At 63.6% G+C, this 18,594-nt stretch carries 9 protein-coding genes; 5 read left to right on the top strand and 4 right to left on the bottom strand.

All coding sequences use genetic code 11. The annotated features are described in order from the left end of the window. Positions 1-162 precede the first annotated feature (162 nt). The 4 genes from AAHG09_RS28040 (at position 163) to AAHG09_RS28025 (ending at position 5,695) form a co-directional block, all read left to right on the top strand. Positions 163-849, top strand: coding sequence for an acetyltransferase (locus tag AAHG09_RS28040; protein ID WP_342110981.1), 687 nt, complete (start codon positions 163-165; stop codon positions 847-849). A 113-nt stretch (positions 850-962) separates the two neighbouring features. Further along, on the top strand, positions 963-2,072 hold the full coding sequence (locus tag AAHG09_RS28035; RefSeq protein WP_342110979.1) for a DegT/DnrJ/EryC1/StrS family aminotransferase: 1,110 nt from the start codon (positions 963-965) through the stop codon (positions 2,070-2,072). A 49-nt stretch (positions 2,073-2,121) separates the two neighbouring features. Then, positions 2,122-3,894 carry a glycosyltransferase family 61 protein gene (locus tag AAHG09_RS28030; protein WP_342110977.1) on the top strand — a complete coding sequence of 591 codons (1,773 nt, stop codon included), beginning with the start codon at positions 2,122-2,124 and terminating at the stop codon, positions 3,892-3,894. A gap of 19 nt (positions 3,895-3,913) precedes the next feature. Continuing rightward, on the top strand, positions 3,914-5,695 hold the full coding sequence (locus AAHG09_RS28025; protein WP_342110975.1) for a glycosyltransferase family 61 protein: 1,782 nt from the start codon (positions 3,914-3,916) through the stop codon (positions 5,693-5,695). Positions 5,696-5,716: 21 nt separating this feature from the next. On the opposite strand, the gene AAHG09_RS28020 is transcribed toward AAHG09_RS28025, so the two are convergent. The 4 genes from AAHG09_RS28020 to gmd form a co-directional block, all read right to left on the bottom strand. After that, entirely contained in the window at positions 5,717-9,496 is a 3,780-nt protein-coding gene (locus AAHG09_RS28020; protein ID WP_342110973.1) for a rhamnan synthesis F family protein, read from the bottom strand. A gap of 364 nt (positions 9,497-9,860) precedes the next feature. Further along, positions 9,861-13,682: a glycosyltransferase gene (locus AAHG09_RS28015; RefSeq protein WP_342110971.1), complete on the bottom strand. Its 3,822-nt coding sequence runs from the start codon at positions 13,680-13,682 to the stop codon at positions 9,861-9,863. Positions 13,683-14,008: 326 nt separating this feature from the next. Beyond that, positions 14,009-14,929 carry an NAD-dependent epimerase/dehydratase family protein gene (locus AAHG09_RS28010; protein ID WP_342110969.1) on the bottom strand — a complete coding sequence of 307 codons (921 nt, stop codon included), beginning with the start codon at positions 14,927-14,929 and terminating at the stop codon, positions 14,009-14,011. 42 nt (positions 14,930-14,971) lie between these two features. Beyond that, positions 14,972-15,955, bottom strand: a complete 984-nt coding sequence (gmd, locus tag AAHG09_RS28005; RefSeq protein ID WP_342110967.1) for a GDP-mannose 4,6-dehydratase — start codon at positions 15,953-15,955, stop codon at positions 14,972-14,974. Between the two features lie 806 nt (positions 15,956-16,761). Between gmd and AAHG09_RS28000 the strand changes: the two genes are divergently transcribed. Next, positions 16,762-17,937 (top strand): putative nucleotide-diphospho-sugar transferase, encoded by a 1,176-nt coding sequence (locus AAHG09_RS28000; RefSeq protein ID WP_342110965.1) that lies wholly within the window; start codon positions 16,762-16,764, stop codon positions 17,935-17,937. Positions 17,938-18,594: the final 657 nt, after the last annotated feature.

Genomic DNA, 18,594 nt, shown 5'->3' with positions numbered 1-18,594 from the left:
CCCGATTGCAATGCGATCGGGCACGGCTCTAGGCCGCTGGAGAGCCCGCAGAGACTCGTGTAGGGCAGGGCCCCGACAGCCAGGAAGGCCTGGTCAGGGAACCCCGCGCATGGACGTTCGCCCGAGCGGCCCGCAGCCGCCAGCGCCGAGCCGGAACCGGTCGTGGCCCCCGGCGCGATGACGGTCCGCCTCGTCCTGTACGGCGCCGGCGCCCTCGCCCGCGAGATCGTCGACGCCCTGGAGCGCCTGAACGCGCAGGGCACGGCGATCGACCTGCAGGCGAGCATCGTCGATCCCGGCCTCGACGCGCCGGAGATGTTTCGCGGCCGGCCGGTGGTCCGGGATGTCCGGGCCTTCGCGGGCGACGACGATCTGCGCTTCGTCGTCGCCCTCGGCGAGCCGGAGCCCCGGGCCCGGGCGGTCGCACATCTGCGGGAGGCGATCGGCGCGCGCTTCACCTCGATCATCGATCCCGGGGTGCTGATCGGTGGCAGCAGCCGGATCGGCGTGGGCGCGGTGATCCTCGGGCATTCCTCGGTGACGGCGGATGCGCGCCTGGGCGAGCACGTGCTGATCAACCCCGGCTGCACCGTGGCGCACGACGACGTGCTGGAGGATTTCGCCACGCTGAGCCCCGGCGTCCATCTGGCCGGGCATGTCCGCGTGGGGGAGGGCGCCTTCCTCGGCACGGGCGCCTGCGTGATCCCGAAGATCCGGATCGGGGCGCGTGCCGTGGTCGGGGCCGGCGCCGTCGTGATCCGGTCCGTGGCGCCGGGCCAGACGGTGTTCGGGAATCCCGCCCGCGCCCTGCCGGCCCGTCCTGGCGCGCGCACCGAACCGCGCAACTGAGGGCCCCCGCCCCGGCGCCTTCCGTGGCGGTGCCCCGGCATGTATAGCGGGCCACGTCACCGGAGCATGCCGACGAGGATGGTGGCGGCCGACAGTCAGGACGTGTCTCGACGATGATCCCCGTGCTCATTCCAAGCCTGCCGGAGACGGACGCCATCGTCCCCTACCTGCGCCGGATCGATCAATCGCACATCTACAGCAATTACGGCCCGCTCTCCCGCGAATTCACGGCCAAGCTCTGCGGCTTCGTCTCGGAGCGCGCCAGCGGCGCACCGGTGGCCGCGACGATCACCGGCAACGGCACCAGCGCGATCGAACTCGCCCTGCGCTACCGCATCGGTGGCCGGCGCGGCGGGCTCTGCCTGATGCCCGGCTACACCTTCATCGCCACCGCGCACGCGGCGGTGAATGTCGGCCTGGAGCCGTTCTTCGCCGACGTCGATCCCGAGACCCTGTCGCTGACCCCCGCCATCGCCGAGCGGGCGCTGTCGCTGGCCGGAGGCGAGGTCGCCGCCGTGGTGGTGGTCAGCCCCTACGGGGCGCCGATCGACGTCCCGGCCTGGGAGGCGTTCGAGGCGGCACACGGGATTCCGGTCGTGTTCGACGCCGCCGCCGCGACGCTGAACCTGACCCGGGTCGGCGCGCAGCCGCTCTGCGTGAGCCTGCACGCCACCAAGGCGCTCGGGATCGGGGAGGGCGGCGCGATCCTCACCACCGACGCCGATCTGGTGGCGCAGACCACCGCGATGACCGGGTTCGGCTTCTCGGCGAGCAGCCGGGTCTCGGAGGTGCGCGGCGGCAACTTCCGGATCTCCGAATATGCGGCGGCGATCGGCCTCGCGGCCTTCGACGGTCTCGAGGCACGCATCCGGCAGTTGCGGGAGGCCTCGCTCGCCTATGTCGAAGGTTTCGATCGGATCGGCGTCCGGATGCAGCCGGGTTTCGGAACGGAATGGCTGACCATGACGGTCAACGCGCTGTTCGAGCCCGAAGCGGCCGACGCGGTGACGGCGGCGTTCGACGCGGCCGGCATCCAGTGGCGGCGCTGGTACGGGACCGGATGCCAGGCCCATCCCGCCTTCGCGACCTGCCGGCATGACGGCCTCGCGCGGACCCCGGCCGCCGCCGCGGGCGCCATCGGGGTGCCGTTCTTCCCGGCGATCACCCGGGAGCAGATCGGCGAGGTCTGCGCCTGCGTCGAGCGGGCCCTGGCGGCGCGCTGAGGCAGCTCGAGACGGCGCACAGGATCGCGTGAAGGAACGGTCGGTATCGATGCGGGACGACTTTCGGCGAATCCTGGTCCAGGCCAACCGGACGAACGGCGCCGCCACCCTCGACACGATCGCGGGCGCCCTCGCGGCCCTGACGGAGGCGCGCGCCGAGACCGCGGCGCAGCACCTCGCGACCCTCGCCTTCCGGTTTCAGGGCGAGGACAGCTTCGATCTGGCGGCCCGCGCCTACGGGCTGGCCGCCCAGGCCTCGCGCGCGCGCGCCGCGCACTACCACCTCGCCGCGATCCGGACGGGCATCGTCGACCGGTGCCGGCGGCAGGAATTCGCCGGCGTCGAGGATCTCCTGGAGGCTTTGCGCCAGGCCAAGGCGGCGGTCGGAGACCGCGGGCAGGACGACCCATCACTGGTCCAGATCGCCTGGGACTACGAACTCGCCGGCGAGGCCGAGAGCGCGGTGCGCTGCTACCTGCTGGCGCGGATCGCGCGGGATACCCTGGGCGGGCGGCCGCTCACGGTCGACGGCGACACGCTGGAGCGCAAGATCCGCAACCTGCGCAGCCTGCAGATGACCGCCCTCGCCGAGGCGGGCCGGCACGCGGAGGCACAGGCGCTGCACGAGCGGACGCGCACGACCCTCGGGCTCGGGCCGGTGCGGATCTACGACATCATGTCCGCCCGCCAGGCCGCCGCCACGGGGGAGGGCGCGTATCGCGAGCTGGTCGGACCCCGCCGGATCGCCGAGCCGGAGATCCATTTCCTCGAAGGCCCGGTGGCGCTGACCTCCGTGTGCGGCACCCTGGATGCGCCGCCGCAATACGTCGCCCGGTTCAAGGATTGCCTGACCTTTCCCCGCAGCAACATCGTGCTCCAGGGCAGCCGCCTGATCTACGACCTCGCGGCGCACCCCGACAGCGGCATCGCCGACATCAAGGACGGCAAGAACACCGACCAGATCATGACGGCCGTCTACGGGGCCGGGCGCGCCCTGGTGGAGGAGCCGGCCGAGATCCGGAGCCTGGATTCCGGCCTGATGCTGTTCGGGCTCCAGAGCAAGAATTACGGCCACTGGCTGCTCGAGTTCGTGCCCCGGATGCTGTGGTTCAACGACCCCGCCTGCCCGGCGGGTTTCCCGATCTGCATCGACGACCACATGCCGGCGACGCACCGGCAGATCGTGGAGTTGCTCGACACGCGCGGGCGGGAGATCCTCCCGCTTCCGGCGCAGGCGGTCCGCTTCGGCGAACTCGGAGTCGCCCCGGTCCCGACCTTCTTCCCGTTCGACGCCCGGCCGGACGTGCCGGTCTACGACTCGGTCTGGCCGAAGGACGTCCTCGGCGCCATGCGGCGCGCCGTGCTCGACAGGCTCGCGGCACGCGGGGTGGATCTGCGCTCCACGGGGCGGCGGATCGTCCTGTCGCGGAAGGGTTTCACGCAGCGCCAGCTCGTCAACGAAGCCGAGATCATCAACGCCCTGGCGCGCTACGGCTTCGAGGTCGTGTACCCGGAGAAGCTGTCCTTCGTGGAGCAGATCGCCCTCTATCATTCGGCCGACGTGATCGTGGGCTCCGCGAGCTCGGCCATGACGAACACCATCTTCTGCAACGACAAGGCCCGCGTCGTCGCGCTGATCCACGAGAACCGGTCGTTCAATTTCCGCGGCTACACCAGCATGATCGGGTCGAGCGGCGCCCAGGTCCTCTACATCCGGGGCACGACGGTGCCGGGCGAGAAGACGCATCCGTTCCACGCCAACTACACGGTCGCGCCCCAGCAGGTGCTGCGCGGCCTCGAGCGTGTGGGTATCGGCCCGTAGCGGCCGGAGGCGGGGCGACATGCGGCCGACGGCGACTTTCCTCGACCTCGTCCGGTCGATCGACAGCGGCAACGCTCCAAGCCAGCTGGAGACGTTGGCCGCCCTGCTCACTGCCGAGCCTCCGTCGGGATCACGCGCGGCCGCGACCCTGCGGCATCTGGAGGCCCTCGGCTTCCGGCTCGAGGGCGGCGCGCAATACGGGGCTGCAGCGCGCGCCTACGAACTTGCCGCCGCGCTCGAGCCGCACGACCCGCAGCGCTGGCAGCGGATCGCCATCGCGGCGCGGCTGCGCGGCTTCATCGACCAAGGGCGCTGGGACGACGCGTCGGCCTTCGTCGCGGAACTCCGGAGGCGGGACGCGGACGCGGCTGCCCATCAGGAGACTGCCCGGAGGCTGGTGCAGCTCGGCTGGGAGCACGAGTGCCGCGGCCGGGCGGAACCCGCCGTCCAGTGCTACCGCCTCGCCCACGATCTCAACGGCGGCGATGCCGGCCTCGCGACGGTGGACGGGGACAGCCTCAGCCAAAAGATCCGCAACCTGCGCATCCTGCAGATGAACGCCCTGGCGGAGGCCGGGCGGCACGAGGAGGCCGTGGCGCTGCACGAGAGCACCCGGTCGATCGTCGGCCTCGGCCCCGTCGGCATCCATCGTCTCGTCTCCGCCCGGCAGGAAGCCGCGGAGGGGCACGGGCGCTATCACGAGATGCGGCCCGGCCGCAGGATCGCCGACCCCGCCATCAAATTCCTCGACGGCCCGGTCCCGCTGACCTCCCAGCCGGGGACCCTCGACGCGCCGCCGCAATACGTGGCGTTCTTCCAGGACTGCCTGACCTTCCCCCGCAGCAACGTCGTGCTCCGCGGGGAGAGCCTGATCTACGACCTCGCGGCCCATCCGCTGAGCGGGGTTGCCGACATCAAGGACGGGGTCAATCCGGGTCAGATCATGACGGCCGTCTGGGGCACCGGACGCGCCCTTGTCGAGGCGCCCGCCGCGATCAACGACATCGACGCCGGCCTGATGCTGTTCGGATTCCAGAGCCGGCAATACGGCCATTGGCTGCTCGAATTCGTCCCCCGCATGCTGTGCTTCAACGATCCCGCCTGCCCCTCGGGATGGCCGCTCTGCGTCGATGACGGGATGCCGGAGACGCACCGCCAGATCATCGCCCTGATGGACACCCGCGACCGGCCGATCGTGACGCTGCCCCCGGTCGCGACGCGGTTCCGAGAGCTGGGTCTCGCGCCCGTACCGGCCTTCTTCCCGTTCGATACCCGGCCAGGGCTTCCGATCTACGACGCGATCTGGCCCCAGGACATCCTCGCCGCCGTGCGGGAGAGGATCCTCCAGCGGCTCGCCGCGGACGGGGTCGACCTCCGGCGGACCGGGCGGCGCATCCTCCTGTCCCGGCGGGGCTTCACGCAGCGCCAGCTCGTCAACGAGGCCGAGATCATCGAGACGCTGCGGCCCCACGGATTCGAGGTCGTCCAGCCCGAGTTGCTGACCTTCGCCGAGCAGGTGCAGATGTACCACGCGGCCGACATCATCGTCGGATCGGCCAGCTCCGCCCTGATCAACTGCATCTTCTGCCGGCCGGGCGCCCGGGTCGTGGCCCTCGCCCATGAAAGCCCGGAATTCTACTTCCGCGGCTTCACCAGCTTCGTCGAGTCCAGCGGGGCGCATCTGCTGTTCGTGCGCGGGACCACGCTGCAGGCGGAGGGCGTCCACCCGATGCACGCGAACTATAGGGTTGCGCCGGCGACGATGCGGCGGGCCCTGGCGGCGGTCACGGCAACGCGCTGATCCGGGTCCGCTGACGGCACCTCAGCCGGAGGTCGGACTCTCCGGTGGCGCGTACACCCTGTGGACGGGCAGACCGCAGAAATCGTCCTCGACACCGAGGGTCCGCATCGGTTCGGACGGAGTAGCGATCAGTCCCTGCATCAATAGGCGCAGAAATTCCTGCGGCCCCTGCGTCGGAATGTCGGCCTGGAGCAGCTCCGGCCCGTAGAGATCGAGCGTGTCGGTGACGTACTGTTCGGCGCCGGCATGCAGCTCGGCGAGGACAGCGTGCTCGGCCGGGGTCCGGGGGTCCGTCTTGAACAACGGCGCGATCCGCTCGCCCGCATTCTCGTAGCCCACGACCTGCCCGTGCGGGGCGGTCAGGAACGCCTCGACGGCGAGGCCGTAGGCCAGGACCGGGAGCGTCGACGTCTCGGGATTCTCCGAGCCCGCGCTGAAGCAGCTGAAGGCCGCGCCGCCATCCTGCGCGACGCCCTGCGCCGTGTCGAACGTCGTCATGTAGAAGCCGGTCAGGGGCTGGCCGAGGGCCAGCTGCATCATCTTCTGGATCGTGGCCGAGTAGCCGACATCGACCACCGCATGGAGGCTCCCGGCATCGAGCCCCTCCTGCCGGGCATAGGCGCGGAACCGCGCGTTCAGGTCCGCCCCGTGGGCCATGATCTCCGGCTCGAGGTCGGTCATGACGCGCTCGACGACGGGGGCATCGGCGGGGAGCCGCACGTTGTGGCTGTCCAGTCCGAGATGCGCCGGGGCCGTGAAGCTCGCCCGATTCAAGAGCAGGGACTGGATGCTGCCCACGTAGCGGCCGGCCCCGATCACCAGATCCGGACGGAATCCCGTGCCGAGGGCCGCGCCGATCGCCACCTGCCGGGAGACGTGGAAGTACCGGCCCTCCGGCATGTGCCGCAGGCCGTAGCGCTCCCGGATCAATCGGTAGACCTTGACCAAAAAATCGCCCTCGCGCGCGAGGAAGAACAGCCGCTCGACCCGACCCAGGGCCTCGTGCCGGATCAGCCAGGACATAAACAGCAGCATGAGCGGCCCGAACACCACGGAGCCGACCGCGCGGGCCGAGCCGAGCGTCAGGTAGGGCGGGCCGGCCCGGCCGAGGAACGGGTTCCGGCCGAGCGTCAGCATGGCGTGGCCGATGACCAGATCGGACGCCCAGGTCTCCGCGAGACCGCCCTCGTCCCGCACGAACCCGCCCTGCGCCAGGATCTTGGCCGGGTGCGCGACGTGCAGGTAGGGGATCCGCCGGTCGCAGGCCGCCTGAATGTCCGAATGCTCGTTGTCGCCGACATGCAGCCAGCGGGCGCGCGGCACCGCCTCGGCCTCCTCGACGTGGCGCCACAGGTCGCCCCGGTCCTTGCGGGCGCCGACCGCGTTCGACACGTAGAGCGCCGCGAACAGGTCGGCGATTCCGATCGCCCGGAGGATGCCGCGGATGTCGGCCTCCTCGTAGTAGGTGTCGGTCATCAGGACGATGCGCTTGCCGTGGTCGTGCGCCGCCCTGAGGACGGCAATCACCTCCGGGCGCGGAAGCAGGGCGCCGAGGTCGATCCGCTTCTCCAGTGTATGCGCCCGCGCCACGACATCGCCGGGGATCGTGCCGGACGCGGCGAGTTCCGTGTAGATCTCCGACAGGTTGACGTCGCCCTGATGGTGCTTGTGAGCCCGAGCCCGGTTCTCGGCGGCCCGGCGCTCCGTGAAGAGCGGGATCGGGCGGCCTTCCTCAGTGGCGATGCGGTGCTCGACGAGCTTGAGCACCGCGTCCGGGCGCCGGGCCGGGCGGCTGACGAGGGTGTCGAACAGGTCGAACGAGACCAGATCGGCATCCTGCAGCGCAAGCAGGGCCTGATCCTGCGTGCGGGCGCTGTACTGGGGCCAGTTGCGGCTGCTGCTGTCGAAGCGAGCGAACCCCCGATCGTAGTCGAAGCTGACTGCGCTGTAGCCCTGCGACCGGCACACGATCGGAATCACCCGCTCGATCGCATGGGCGAGGGTGCCGTCGGTCTGGCCGTGCTCCTCGGGAAAGTCCTGGGGGGTCAATCCGGCGGTCAGCAGCGGGCGCAGGGCCTCGACCCGCGCCCAGAACATGCCGCCGACCGGATAGTCGATGTACGCGTCGAACCCGTCGTAGGGCAGGCCGAGGCGCGCGAGCAGACCGTAGCCGGTGCCGATATTGGCGAGCCACGTGTGCGCCCAGTAGACGATGTGCTTGCTGGTTTCGGGGTAGACGAGGCCGATCGTGCGATCCTCCTCCAACAACGTGCGGGCGATGGCGGCACAGGCGGCATTCGCGAACAGCACGCGATAGATCTCGTCGCGCCAGCGCGTCTGCTCCGCGCCGCTGAACAGCGACTTCTTGGTGTGGACGTGGAGCACGAGATCGTAGCGCAGGATGTCGGGTGCGAGGACGGTGACGAGCGGGCCGAAGTTGCGGCCGCGGTTCTCGGCCAGCACGACCCGGCAGCGTCCGGCGAGCCCGGCGCGATCGGCCGCCGCCTCCAGCGCCCGCTGCTTCGCGGGCCCGTCGGTCGAGACCAGCAGGTCGAAGGACGGGATCGCCCGCACGAGATGGGGCAGGAGGTCCTCGAACACGTCGACGTAGAAGGCGTGGACCGCCACGACGATGCGCGCGGGCGTGCTGGCGCGCAGGACGATGGGGCGCGTCTCGATCTCCCGTGCCTGGGGATCGCGGGCGCAGGCGAGGCGGATGGGTCGCCCCTCCGCGCGCCCGCTCTTCAGGTAATGCAGCAGCGGATTCAGGCCGGCCTCGGCCACGTCGGCATTGTTGCCGAGATACCAATTTCCATCGAACAGGGGGCCGGGGCTCATCCCGCGCCCGGCGCCCTCGCGAAGATAATGTCGCGCCGCTTGGTTCGGCGGCAGATCGGGGACGTAGGTCGTCCGGTACCAGTCCGCGTCGAACAGCGCGGAGCCTTCGATCGGCGCCAGCGCCGCCGGGTCGGTATACGGACAGATCGGCCGGCCTTCGGCGCGCCCGTCGTTCAGGTAATGCAGCAAGGGATTTCGGCCTGCCGCGGCGACATCGGCGTTGTGGGCGAGGTACCACGGTCCGTCGAACAGCGGACCGGGGCTCAGGCCGCGCGCGGCACCCTCCTGCAGGTAATGGCGCGCAGCTTGGTCCAGCGGAACATCGGGCGCCTGGGTTTCCCGGTACCACGCCGCGTCGAACAGATCCGAGGCAGCGATCCGCGCCACCACCTCTGGATCGGCGACGGGGAGGGTCCGCCGTCTTTCCGCGCATCCACTGTCCAGATAGTGCAGCAGCGGGTTCAAGCCCGCTCTGGCGACGTCGGAATGGGCTTCGAGGTACCATGGTCCGTCGAACAGGGGACTGGGGCTGAACCCGAGCGCAGCGCCATCCTGTAGATAGTGCCGGGCGGCTTGGTCCGGTGCCACGTCAGAAGCTTGGGTCGCTCGGTACCACTGCGCGTCGAACAGATCCGAGGCGTTAAGCTGCGCCACCGCCTTCGGGTCGACGTAACGGGAAATCGATCGCCCCTCGGCGCGTCCGCTGTCGAGGTAGTGCAGCAGCGGGTTTTGGCCCGCCGCGGCAACATCGGGATTGTTGGCGAGGTACCAGGGCCCATCGAATAGTGGGCTGGGGCTCAAACCCAGCGCAGCGCCCTGCTGCAGGTAATGCCGCGCGGCCTGGTCCAGCGGAAGATCGGAGACCTGCGTTGCCCGATACCATGCCGCGTCGAACAAGCCGGATCGGGCGAGCATCCGCTCGGCCCTGGACCTACGGCCGCGCCCCAGGACATTGCGCAGCATGCGACGGAGCGCGTTGTGGCGGACCATAGCGGAACTTTGAGCGAGGACTTCAGCCGCAAGAGGGACACCACCAGGGCCTCGGACAGCGCATCGGCCGAGGTCGTACAGCAAGGGTGAGACATTCCGCAAACGGTTCCGCCAGCTTTACGCGCGCCGGCCGATCCGTGCCGATCCCGCGCTTCGGCGCGCCTATGCCCGGTCCTTCACGGCGAACCGTCACCATCTATCAGACTCGACCACCTGCAGCATAAGGGGCCTTCGGGACCGGCCTCGGCACCGGGGACGTGGGCGGAGCGGTCCCTGGCGGCCCGCCATCATCCCCGGAGCAGCTCGTCCGACGATCCCGCTGCCGCATCACCCGATCTCAATCCGCCCACAAAGCCTCAATCTTGCGCGCGAAAACCTCGGGCGAGAAGTCTTTCGCCCTCCGGATCGCGGCCTGCGATAAGGCTTGCCGATCCGCCGGACTGCACGACAGGAAATCTCGCGTGCCTTGCACCAGGGTCTCCAGGGAATCGTACAGAAACCCATTGACGCCGTGCGCGATGATCTCCCGCGGACCGCCCGACGCCAGGGCAAACGGGACCGCGCCGGCCGACATAGCCTCCACGACACTCATTCCGAAATGCTCAGCCGCCCAGGGTTCGTTGGCCAGATCAGCCTCGAGGCCAGCACCGTGCCAGTAAATCTCCGTTGAGGCATACAGCGCCGTCATCAACTCCGGCTTGGCATTCAAGTGGAAATGAATCGGGAGCCCCTCACTCATCGCCACAAGCCCCTCGACATAATCCATCTGTCGCTTTTCCGGGATGGTCGATCCGACGACGTGAAACTCGATGGGCTCGGCACAGCACTCTCTCAAAAGCTTGAAGGCTTGGATGAGCAGATCGTGGCGCTTCGCATGCCCACCGACGAAAAACCGTCCGACCGTCATGATCGTATGCAAACGTTTCGCGGACGGACCGATTTGCGTCACCGGAGGTGCGATCAGACAAACGGGAATATCAGGGGCCTGAATGCTGTCCAGCTTTGCCTCGATGTGCCTCTTCGCATAATTCGAGTAAGCGATATATTTCTGATAACCTGCAAGGCGGGCCCGTCTCGCCGCGTCGACGGCGCCGTGCATCGGGAACGGAAACTGACAGATGTAGAAATTTCTCCGTCCGAGCGGATCCTGTCTCGGGACGATGAAATTATCCATGCTGATGAACAAAGACGGCGGCTCTGTGCAATCGAGTTCGGACAGGAGTCGGATCTCGACAGCGTCGAGATTCAAGGAAAGCTCTGCGGCGAGCCTCAGCAATCGTAACCGGCTATACCGGTGCGGCAGCGCCAGAACGACCTTGTGGCTCAGTGCAAGCAGCGCAGCGATCGACAGGAGGTACCGCTCGCCCCCCCCCGGCGTGAGCGGGTAGGGCGTATGCAGGATCGCGACCGGCCAGTCCGGTTCGGCGGCCCGCCCGCGGCCCGCCGAAGACGGCTCGTGTTCGGACCGCCACTTTGACTCATCCCCTCTTTGATTGAGGGTGTCCGACCAGCGATCGAGAAATTTCCTGCTGTTAAGATCGTCGATGTAGCTTTTGTCCCTCGAAATGCTTGCCCCTTCGCCCACGGACGCATCGATCGGGCCCGTGCTTTGAACCGCAAGCACTGGGACCGAATGCGATAGCAGTCTGACAACCAGATCGGCGTCTTCATAAGGGCCCGGCTCGAAAGCCAAATCAAAGCCGAGGAAATGAAGAAAGACAGCTCTGTCCAAAAACAGCGCGTCAAAGAATCTGCCGTCGCGCCGGGGGCCCTTTGCCAATGAGGGGGTAAACGTCCCGAGATCCAGCGTCCTCAACCGATACGCCGCCTCTGCCTTGCCGTCGTTCGCCCCCATGAACCGGGCGGACGTGGTCGACACGGAGACGCCTGCCTTCGCACCCCCATCCTGCAAAACCTGCAGAGCGGCCAGCAGGCCGTCGGACGAGACGGCATCGAGATCGAAGAGCATGCATATCTGGCGACCGCATGAGAGTTCGGCCAAGATATTATACGCTTCACCGGCGAAGCGATCGCATCCGATCTTGACGATAGTGACCAAAGGCTTAACGAAAGACAAAGCGTCTAGGTCGCCCGGATCACTCCCATTATCGGCCACCATAATGTCGTACGACACATCGTCGGCATTCATAACGATCCAGCGAATCTGCCGGATGACATCCGCAGCTGAATTTCGGTTCACAAGGAGGAAGGATACCTGAGGCGTCTCCGACTGGCGGGGGATAGAGATCCCCTTGGCGTCCCCGGCAGGACAACCAGGCGCACGACCTGTCAGCGTATCCGCAGCCTCTACGATCGCGCGCGCGGAGGCCCCCCAAGACATGAGCTTGAACGCGGATCGGATCCGCTCTTCTGCGGCTCGTCTCTCCGCCGGTCGGAACAGGGCCTTCTCCAGCTGGCCGATCAGGCTATGCTGAGATCGTGGGTCGAAGTACCATGCGAGATCGCCGGCGTGCGTTTTGATAACCGCCAAATCGGCCGAGAGACACAGTTTGCCGTACGCCATGCTTTCCGCAACGGGAAGTCCATAGCCCTCCTGGGTAGACGGAAACACGGTGAATAGACAGGAACGATACAGTTCCGCTACGTCGGCATCAGTCGCAGAAGAGATGAATATTATGATATGACGGTCGATCAGATCAAAAAGGCGCGGCTCAGCGGCGATGCCTTCGTCGTCTCGCCCCACCAAAACCAACTGCGGCAGATCGGACTCAGGGTTTCTCTCCCATAACGCGAGCCACGCCTCACAAAGAAGCCTTTGATTTTTTCTTCGATCGATAGTGCCGACCGACAACACAAATTCGCGCTTCAATGCGCTCGGAATATTTTCTGATAACGCTCGATTTATTTTCAGAATTCGAGTGCCAAATGGAATTTTTTTGATCGAAAACCTGGGTGACAAACCCTCCTGTAACACCCACTTCGAAATTTCTCGCCCGACGACCTCATTCGACACAAAAATAAGGCTCGCGGTGTCCACGACGACCGACAGCCAGTGTGCAAATGACCGCGCATGTGCAGCGCTTACGAGATCAGGGTTCGTAATAGGGATGAGATCATGTACGAGAACGCTGGTCGTCACAGCCCGTTCTTTGAGACTGGCCAGCAGAAGAGCGTCGGACGCCGTCCAAACGACGCCTGCGAACACGACATGATCGCCTGCCGCGGGTCGGAGCGCACGCGATTTGTCACGCTTAAGAGCGCCATCCAATTCAGCAACGTCATCGAGGTCGTAGCCCGCAGCGTAAGCTATTTTGGAAATGGCCTCCCTATCCATAAGACGCGTCAGATTCGCGCCCGTATGATCCTTGATGCAAGGAACGAAAGGTCTCTCGAGCTCGAACATCCCGGATAGGAGAATTTCGGTTGTCACGCGGCCAACACCCGTCAGATGCGAGTGACGACTCAACCATTCTATCGTATCGCCAACATAGTACCAATATAACGGGCCTCTTCGGACATCCGGCACGGGATCACGCTCAGCGCAAACCGGACGTGTCGGTCGGTTCTCAAAGTATCCGTACTCGACGTAATGCTGGACCGGATCATAGCCTGCCTGCATAACATCAGGGTTGAGTGACAAGTATAATTTTCGATTGAAACTCTTCCGCCCAAATCCTGAAAAAACGGCCATTTCAGCGGACGTTCGGGATGGATGACGACCTTCTGCGTGTCCAAATTCGACGAAGTGTGCGAACGGATCCTTTCCCTCGGCGATGACGTCGGGATATCGATGCATGTACCAAGATTCGTCGAAACGTAGCCGGGCGAATGTCTCCAGGGCCCATATTTTACGTGTGGGTGCGTGGCCGGCAGAGAAGCCCACCTTTGTGTAATGTCTGATCGGGTTCTCAGAAGCCTCCGGAGTTTCGCCGTGCCGGGATGAATACCATGTTGCGTCGAAGGTCTGTCGAGCCAGCTCGTTGAGGTCCCAGACCGTCGATGTCGGGGCGCGCCCTTCGAACCGGCCGTAACGTAGATAATGCCGCAATGCATCGACTTTATCGCCGCGAACGTCTTTATATTGCGAAAGATACCATTCAGGGTCAAATAGCCCAGCCCCTACGAGAAACTCAACTCTCTTCGTCAGAGCGAGCTTGCCGAGCAAGTTCATCGCAAATTTCAGAATGGAAAGGCGCAAGACGCTTATTCCTGAAGATAGCCGCAAGTGGGATAGACATGTTATTATGTAACGCAACGAATCGGCACGCGGAACCCATCAGGCAGATCTCAAAATTTATGATAAGGCAGTCGGACGCTTGCCAGCCAAGAAACAGATTTGGCCAGGGAGGCCGCTGCAGCCTTTTCGCATCCCACCGCGATTTGAGCGTCGGTCTTCGGCGTTTGTGAACGGCTCAGATAGCATCCCGACACCCTGTCCAACGGCATTGTTCCAAAGCCGCAAACGATCTCGTGAGCGCCTGGAACCACCCGGCATGGCATCGTCGCCGACTGGTGCCGCCGAACCTAATAATTCCGCAAATGTTTCAAGTTTTTCGAGTACCAATCAACCGTCCGCTGCAATCCTTCTGTAAGAGTGAAATGAGGCTTAAATCCGAGTTGTTGGATGCGCGTTACGTCGTAGCTTCTCTCAAGCTGACCGAGCGGCTTACTGACATCCCACTGATATTCCGCTTCGGGGAACAAATTGTGCAAATGGCCCACCAAATCTTTGATCTTTGTACTCACCCCGGTAGCCAAGTTGAAGATACCCAAGCCTTTCTCCATCAACGCCAGCAAGGCGACCGCGGCATCTTCAGAATACAGAAAATCTCGCTCCGCGCTTCCATCTCCCCATATTTCTACAATACTTTTATTGCTCGACGCGCGATGAAATTTTCTTATCAAAGACGGCACGACGTGACCATAGAATTCGTCAAAGCGGTCTGACGGCCCATAGAGATTTGTACTCAGTGCGAAGGCGTAATTGGTTCCATATTGCGCCCTGTAACTTTCAAGCATTTCCAGCATCGCACGCTTCGCGGCCGCGTAGAAACGCTCTGACTCATGGACAGGACCATTCAGAACGTCATCCTCCGAAAAGGGCATCGGCGCCTTCGCGGGGTACATAGCTATCGTACCCATGGCGACAATTTTCTGAACGTGAAGCAATCTTGAGGCTTCAACGACATTTGTGTTGATGAGCAAATTTCTGCGGAATATATCGGCTGGGAATTTCAAATTTCCGCCGAGGCCATAGACCGCTCCGGCAAGATGATAGACATGCGTCGGTGCATAGAGAACAAATTCTCTCAGCGTATCCTCGAAGTTTTCCAAATTGCAATCGCGCCGCGAATTGAGCGCCCTAACATCATAACCTTTAGATTGTAGCAGGTTCGTGAGAGCAGCGCCCACAACTCCACCTGCACCAGTGATCAAGATCCGCAAGAGAATTCCCCTGACTTACCAGAGTAGAAGAAATCCAGGTTGCTATATAAGGGTGTTCATTCGCGCTATATCCGCGTCGACCATCTCGGTGATCAGCGCCTCCAGGCTGGTCTGCGCCTCCCAGCCGAAGGTCGCCTTGGCCTTGGCCGGGTTGCCGAGCAGCACCTCGACCTCCGCCGGCCGGAACAGCGCCGGGTCGATCACGAGGTGGTCGTCGATGTTCAGGCCGACATGCTTGAACGCGATCGCGCACATGTCCCGCACGGTCGTGGTCCGGCCCGTGGCGATCACGTAGTCGTCCGGCCGATCCTGCTGTAGCATCAGCCACATCGCCTCGACGTAGTCCCGCGCGTGCCCCCAGTCGCGCTTGGCGTCGATGTTGCCGAGCCGCAATTCCTTCTGCTTGCCCAGCTTGATCCGCGCCACCGCGTCCGTGACCTTGCGGGTCACGAACTCGACGCCGCGCAGCGGGCTCTCGTGGTTGAACAGGATGCCGTTCGAGGCGTGCAGCCCGAAGCTCTCGCGGTAGTTGATCGTCATCCAGTGGGCGTAGAGCTTGGCCACGCCGTAGGGCGAGCGCGGGTAGAACGGCGTCGTCTCGCTCTGCTGGGCCTCCTGGATCAGCCCGAACATCTCCGACGTGGAGGCCTGGTAGTAGCGCGCTTGCGGGGCGACCGAGCGCAGGCATTCGAGCATGTGCGCCGCGCCGAGGCCCGTGACCTGCCCGGTCAGCAGCGGCTGCTGCCAGGACGAGGTGACGAAGGATTGCGCGGCGAGGTTGTAGATCTCGTCCGGCTTGGCGGCCTGGACGATCCGCAGCAGGGCGGACTGGTCGAGCAGATTGCCGTCGACGAGTTCGACGTCGTCGAGGATGCCGAGCCACTTCAGGCGGTGGTCGAACACGCCGGCATGGCTGGAGCGGCGCACGATGCCGGTGACCGCGTAGCCCTTCTGCAGCAGGAGCTGCGCCAGATACGCCCCGTCCTGGCCCGTCACCCCCGTGATCAGCGCGCGCTTGCCCGTCATTTCTCGTCCCGTCCCAACATATGCCCGGCTGCTACGACCGCAGCGGCATTCGCGTCAAGGCGAGAGCCTAGCCTCTCAGTAGCGCCGTTCGAAGCCGCGCCAACCAGAAGCTGACTCACCTGAACAGTTCCGGGAGGTGAGGATCTGACCGGTGCCACATTGGTTCGGTACCGCGTAAGGCGGGGACATGACAGATTGGAAGACCCGCGGCAGCGTCAGCAACGAGAACCGTTTGGCATCGGTCTCTATCCGATGCCAAAAACAGCTTGCCGAATCTTTGGCCTTGAGAGCTGCTGCAGTGGGCAAACGAGTCCACCTTCCGCCCGGCCGCTCCAAAGCGCTGGTATTGCAGGACGGGGTAGACCACCACTGTCATTAGCGCATGCCCATGCCGCCTCATCCATGAACGGCCCTTGGCGTGATCGAGGCCGATATCATCCTTGATCTGCTCGTCAGTCCGCTCGCAGATCCCACGCCTTGATCGTTGCGGGGCGTTGCTTGGGGGGCTGCGTCCGTGCACAGAGTCGAGAGGTAGACCGGCGCTGGCGGGAGCTCGCCGCGCTGGATGCAAAGGACTCGCTGGACACGGTCTGAACCACAGATCCGGATCCTCCCACCATCCGCAAGTTTCTGACTTCGTAAGACTCACGCTTATGAAAGAAGCATAAGGATATTCGATAACCAACCACATTATCCAAAGTGTGCGGCAGTAGTGCTAATAACGCTAGACAAATCGTCGATTAGATGCCAACCAAGCTGACGATTTTACGGACAGCCCCACCTGCGACTCGAAGGGACAGCTCGGAATGAACAAACTCAGACGGGCGGTTTTTACGATTTCGACCAACCAGAAACTGCCCTGGGTGCAGCTGCTTTTCGAAACGCTGCAGAAGCACGATCACAATTGCGATATCATACTTGGCCTGGTTGATCGCCAATCCGATTGTCCATATCCTGACAACTGCACAATCTTGCCTGTTGAAGATATTGGACTCCCCAATCAGACCCACTTCCTGTTTCGATACAATCCATTTAACTTATGCACCGCCGTCAAACCATATTATTTTAACCATCTGTTCGAGAAGGGATACGAAAACGTAATATATCTTGATAGCGATATCGCTTTATTCGAATCGTTGGATCAATATTTTAGGCTTCTCGAGGCCGAAATTGATTTTGTGATGACACCGCATTTCCTCGAGCCACCAACACAGCGCGATCAACCCAATGAAATTTCTATATTACAACACGGGACATTTAATCTCGGTTTTATTGGAATTCATAGATCGACAACATCCAGGCCGCTCGTCACATGGTGGGCCAAAATGCTGGAGTTCAATTGCGTCACGATGATTGAGCAAGGCGCGTTTGCGGATCAGAAATTTATAGATCTGATCCCTTCTTTTACGTCGAGATATGCAATTATCCGAGATCCGGGCGCAAACTACGCGTACTGGAATATGAGCCGACGGGTGGTAACAGTCGCAGATGGAAAATTTCTCGTCAATGACAAGCCGCTCATATTTTGCCATTTCAGCGGGTTCGATCTCAAACAACCGACTGAACTTTCCGCTTATGGGTCGAAAATTCGACCTCAGAATGATGCGGGCTTGAACGCACTTGTTGCATGGTACGCTGAAAACCTGACGCGGCTCGGAGCACATACATATGTCGCGCCGTCATATGGTTTCGGGCAATTCGCTTCCGGCACATGCATACCGGAAAAACTGCGAGAAATATTTCGTCAATCTATCAATGACTCATCCTTGAATCCGTTCGAAGATTCACTTCTCGAAAATGGATCACGAACGCTGGAACCCCAGTCCCCTCCCGTCGTTGGCCAGACGTTGAGCGCATATGATATGCGCGAGCATCTCCTGTTCGCTTTAAAGGAGCTCGAGACCAGGACCCATCACGCGCAAAGCTTACTCACCGAGAACGAAGCACTTAAGTCAAAACTTGCAGGGTATGAGCAACAGTAACTTGAGGCAACCGACAATGCTTCCTCGGCAGGTATCTATCTGATCTCCATCGAACTTGTTTCTTTTCTGACCAGATGAATTTACATCAATCTCCACCAAGGACGATTTGGCAAACGTTACGTTCAGGGTCGCAAGGATCAATTGTACAACCTGGGCATTGGCGCGATCGTCTTTGGTTCAGGCGATCTAAGGATAACAGGCCGGAACGCCGGCAGCGAGGGCTGATGGCGAGTTGAAGGAGGGCTCAGCCCTTGTCGTTATCAGCGCGCGCCGATGCCGCCTGCTCCTCGCGTCGACCCAGAAGTGAGCGAGATAGAATCCATCCCTCTCTGTGGATGAGCCTACTGGCGGAGCCAGCGCACCTCGTGAGTGCTATCCGCCCCGGTGACAGCAGAGGGACATGACCGCACCCAACATTTGGACCGCCTCGAAGGCGCCCTGACAGCGGAGCGCCGTCGGGAACGGTGCGACGTCGAAGGCCTGCGCCATCGCGTCACCAAAAGGCATACGGCTCATAGGGACTTCGCCGTGCGCGAGTGGCATCGGACCGTCGATTCTTAGTCGAGCTCAAAATGAGGGGCCCCCGACTGTCTCAGTCAATGGGTCACTTGCATCACCGGTGCGTCGGTCTCCTCGACGTCAGGACGACGGACTTCG

Source organism: Methylobacterium guangdongense, from assembly GCF_038442355.1.
GTDB lineage: Bacteria > Pseudomonadota > Alphaproteobacteria > Rhizobiales > Beijerinckiaceae > Methylobacterium > Methylobacterium guangdongense.
The sequence above is the reverse complement of the archived record's forward strand: the minus strand, read 5'-3'. Positions and strand labels throughout refer to the sequence as shown.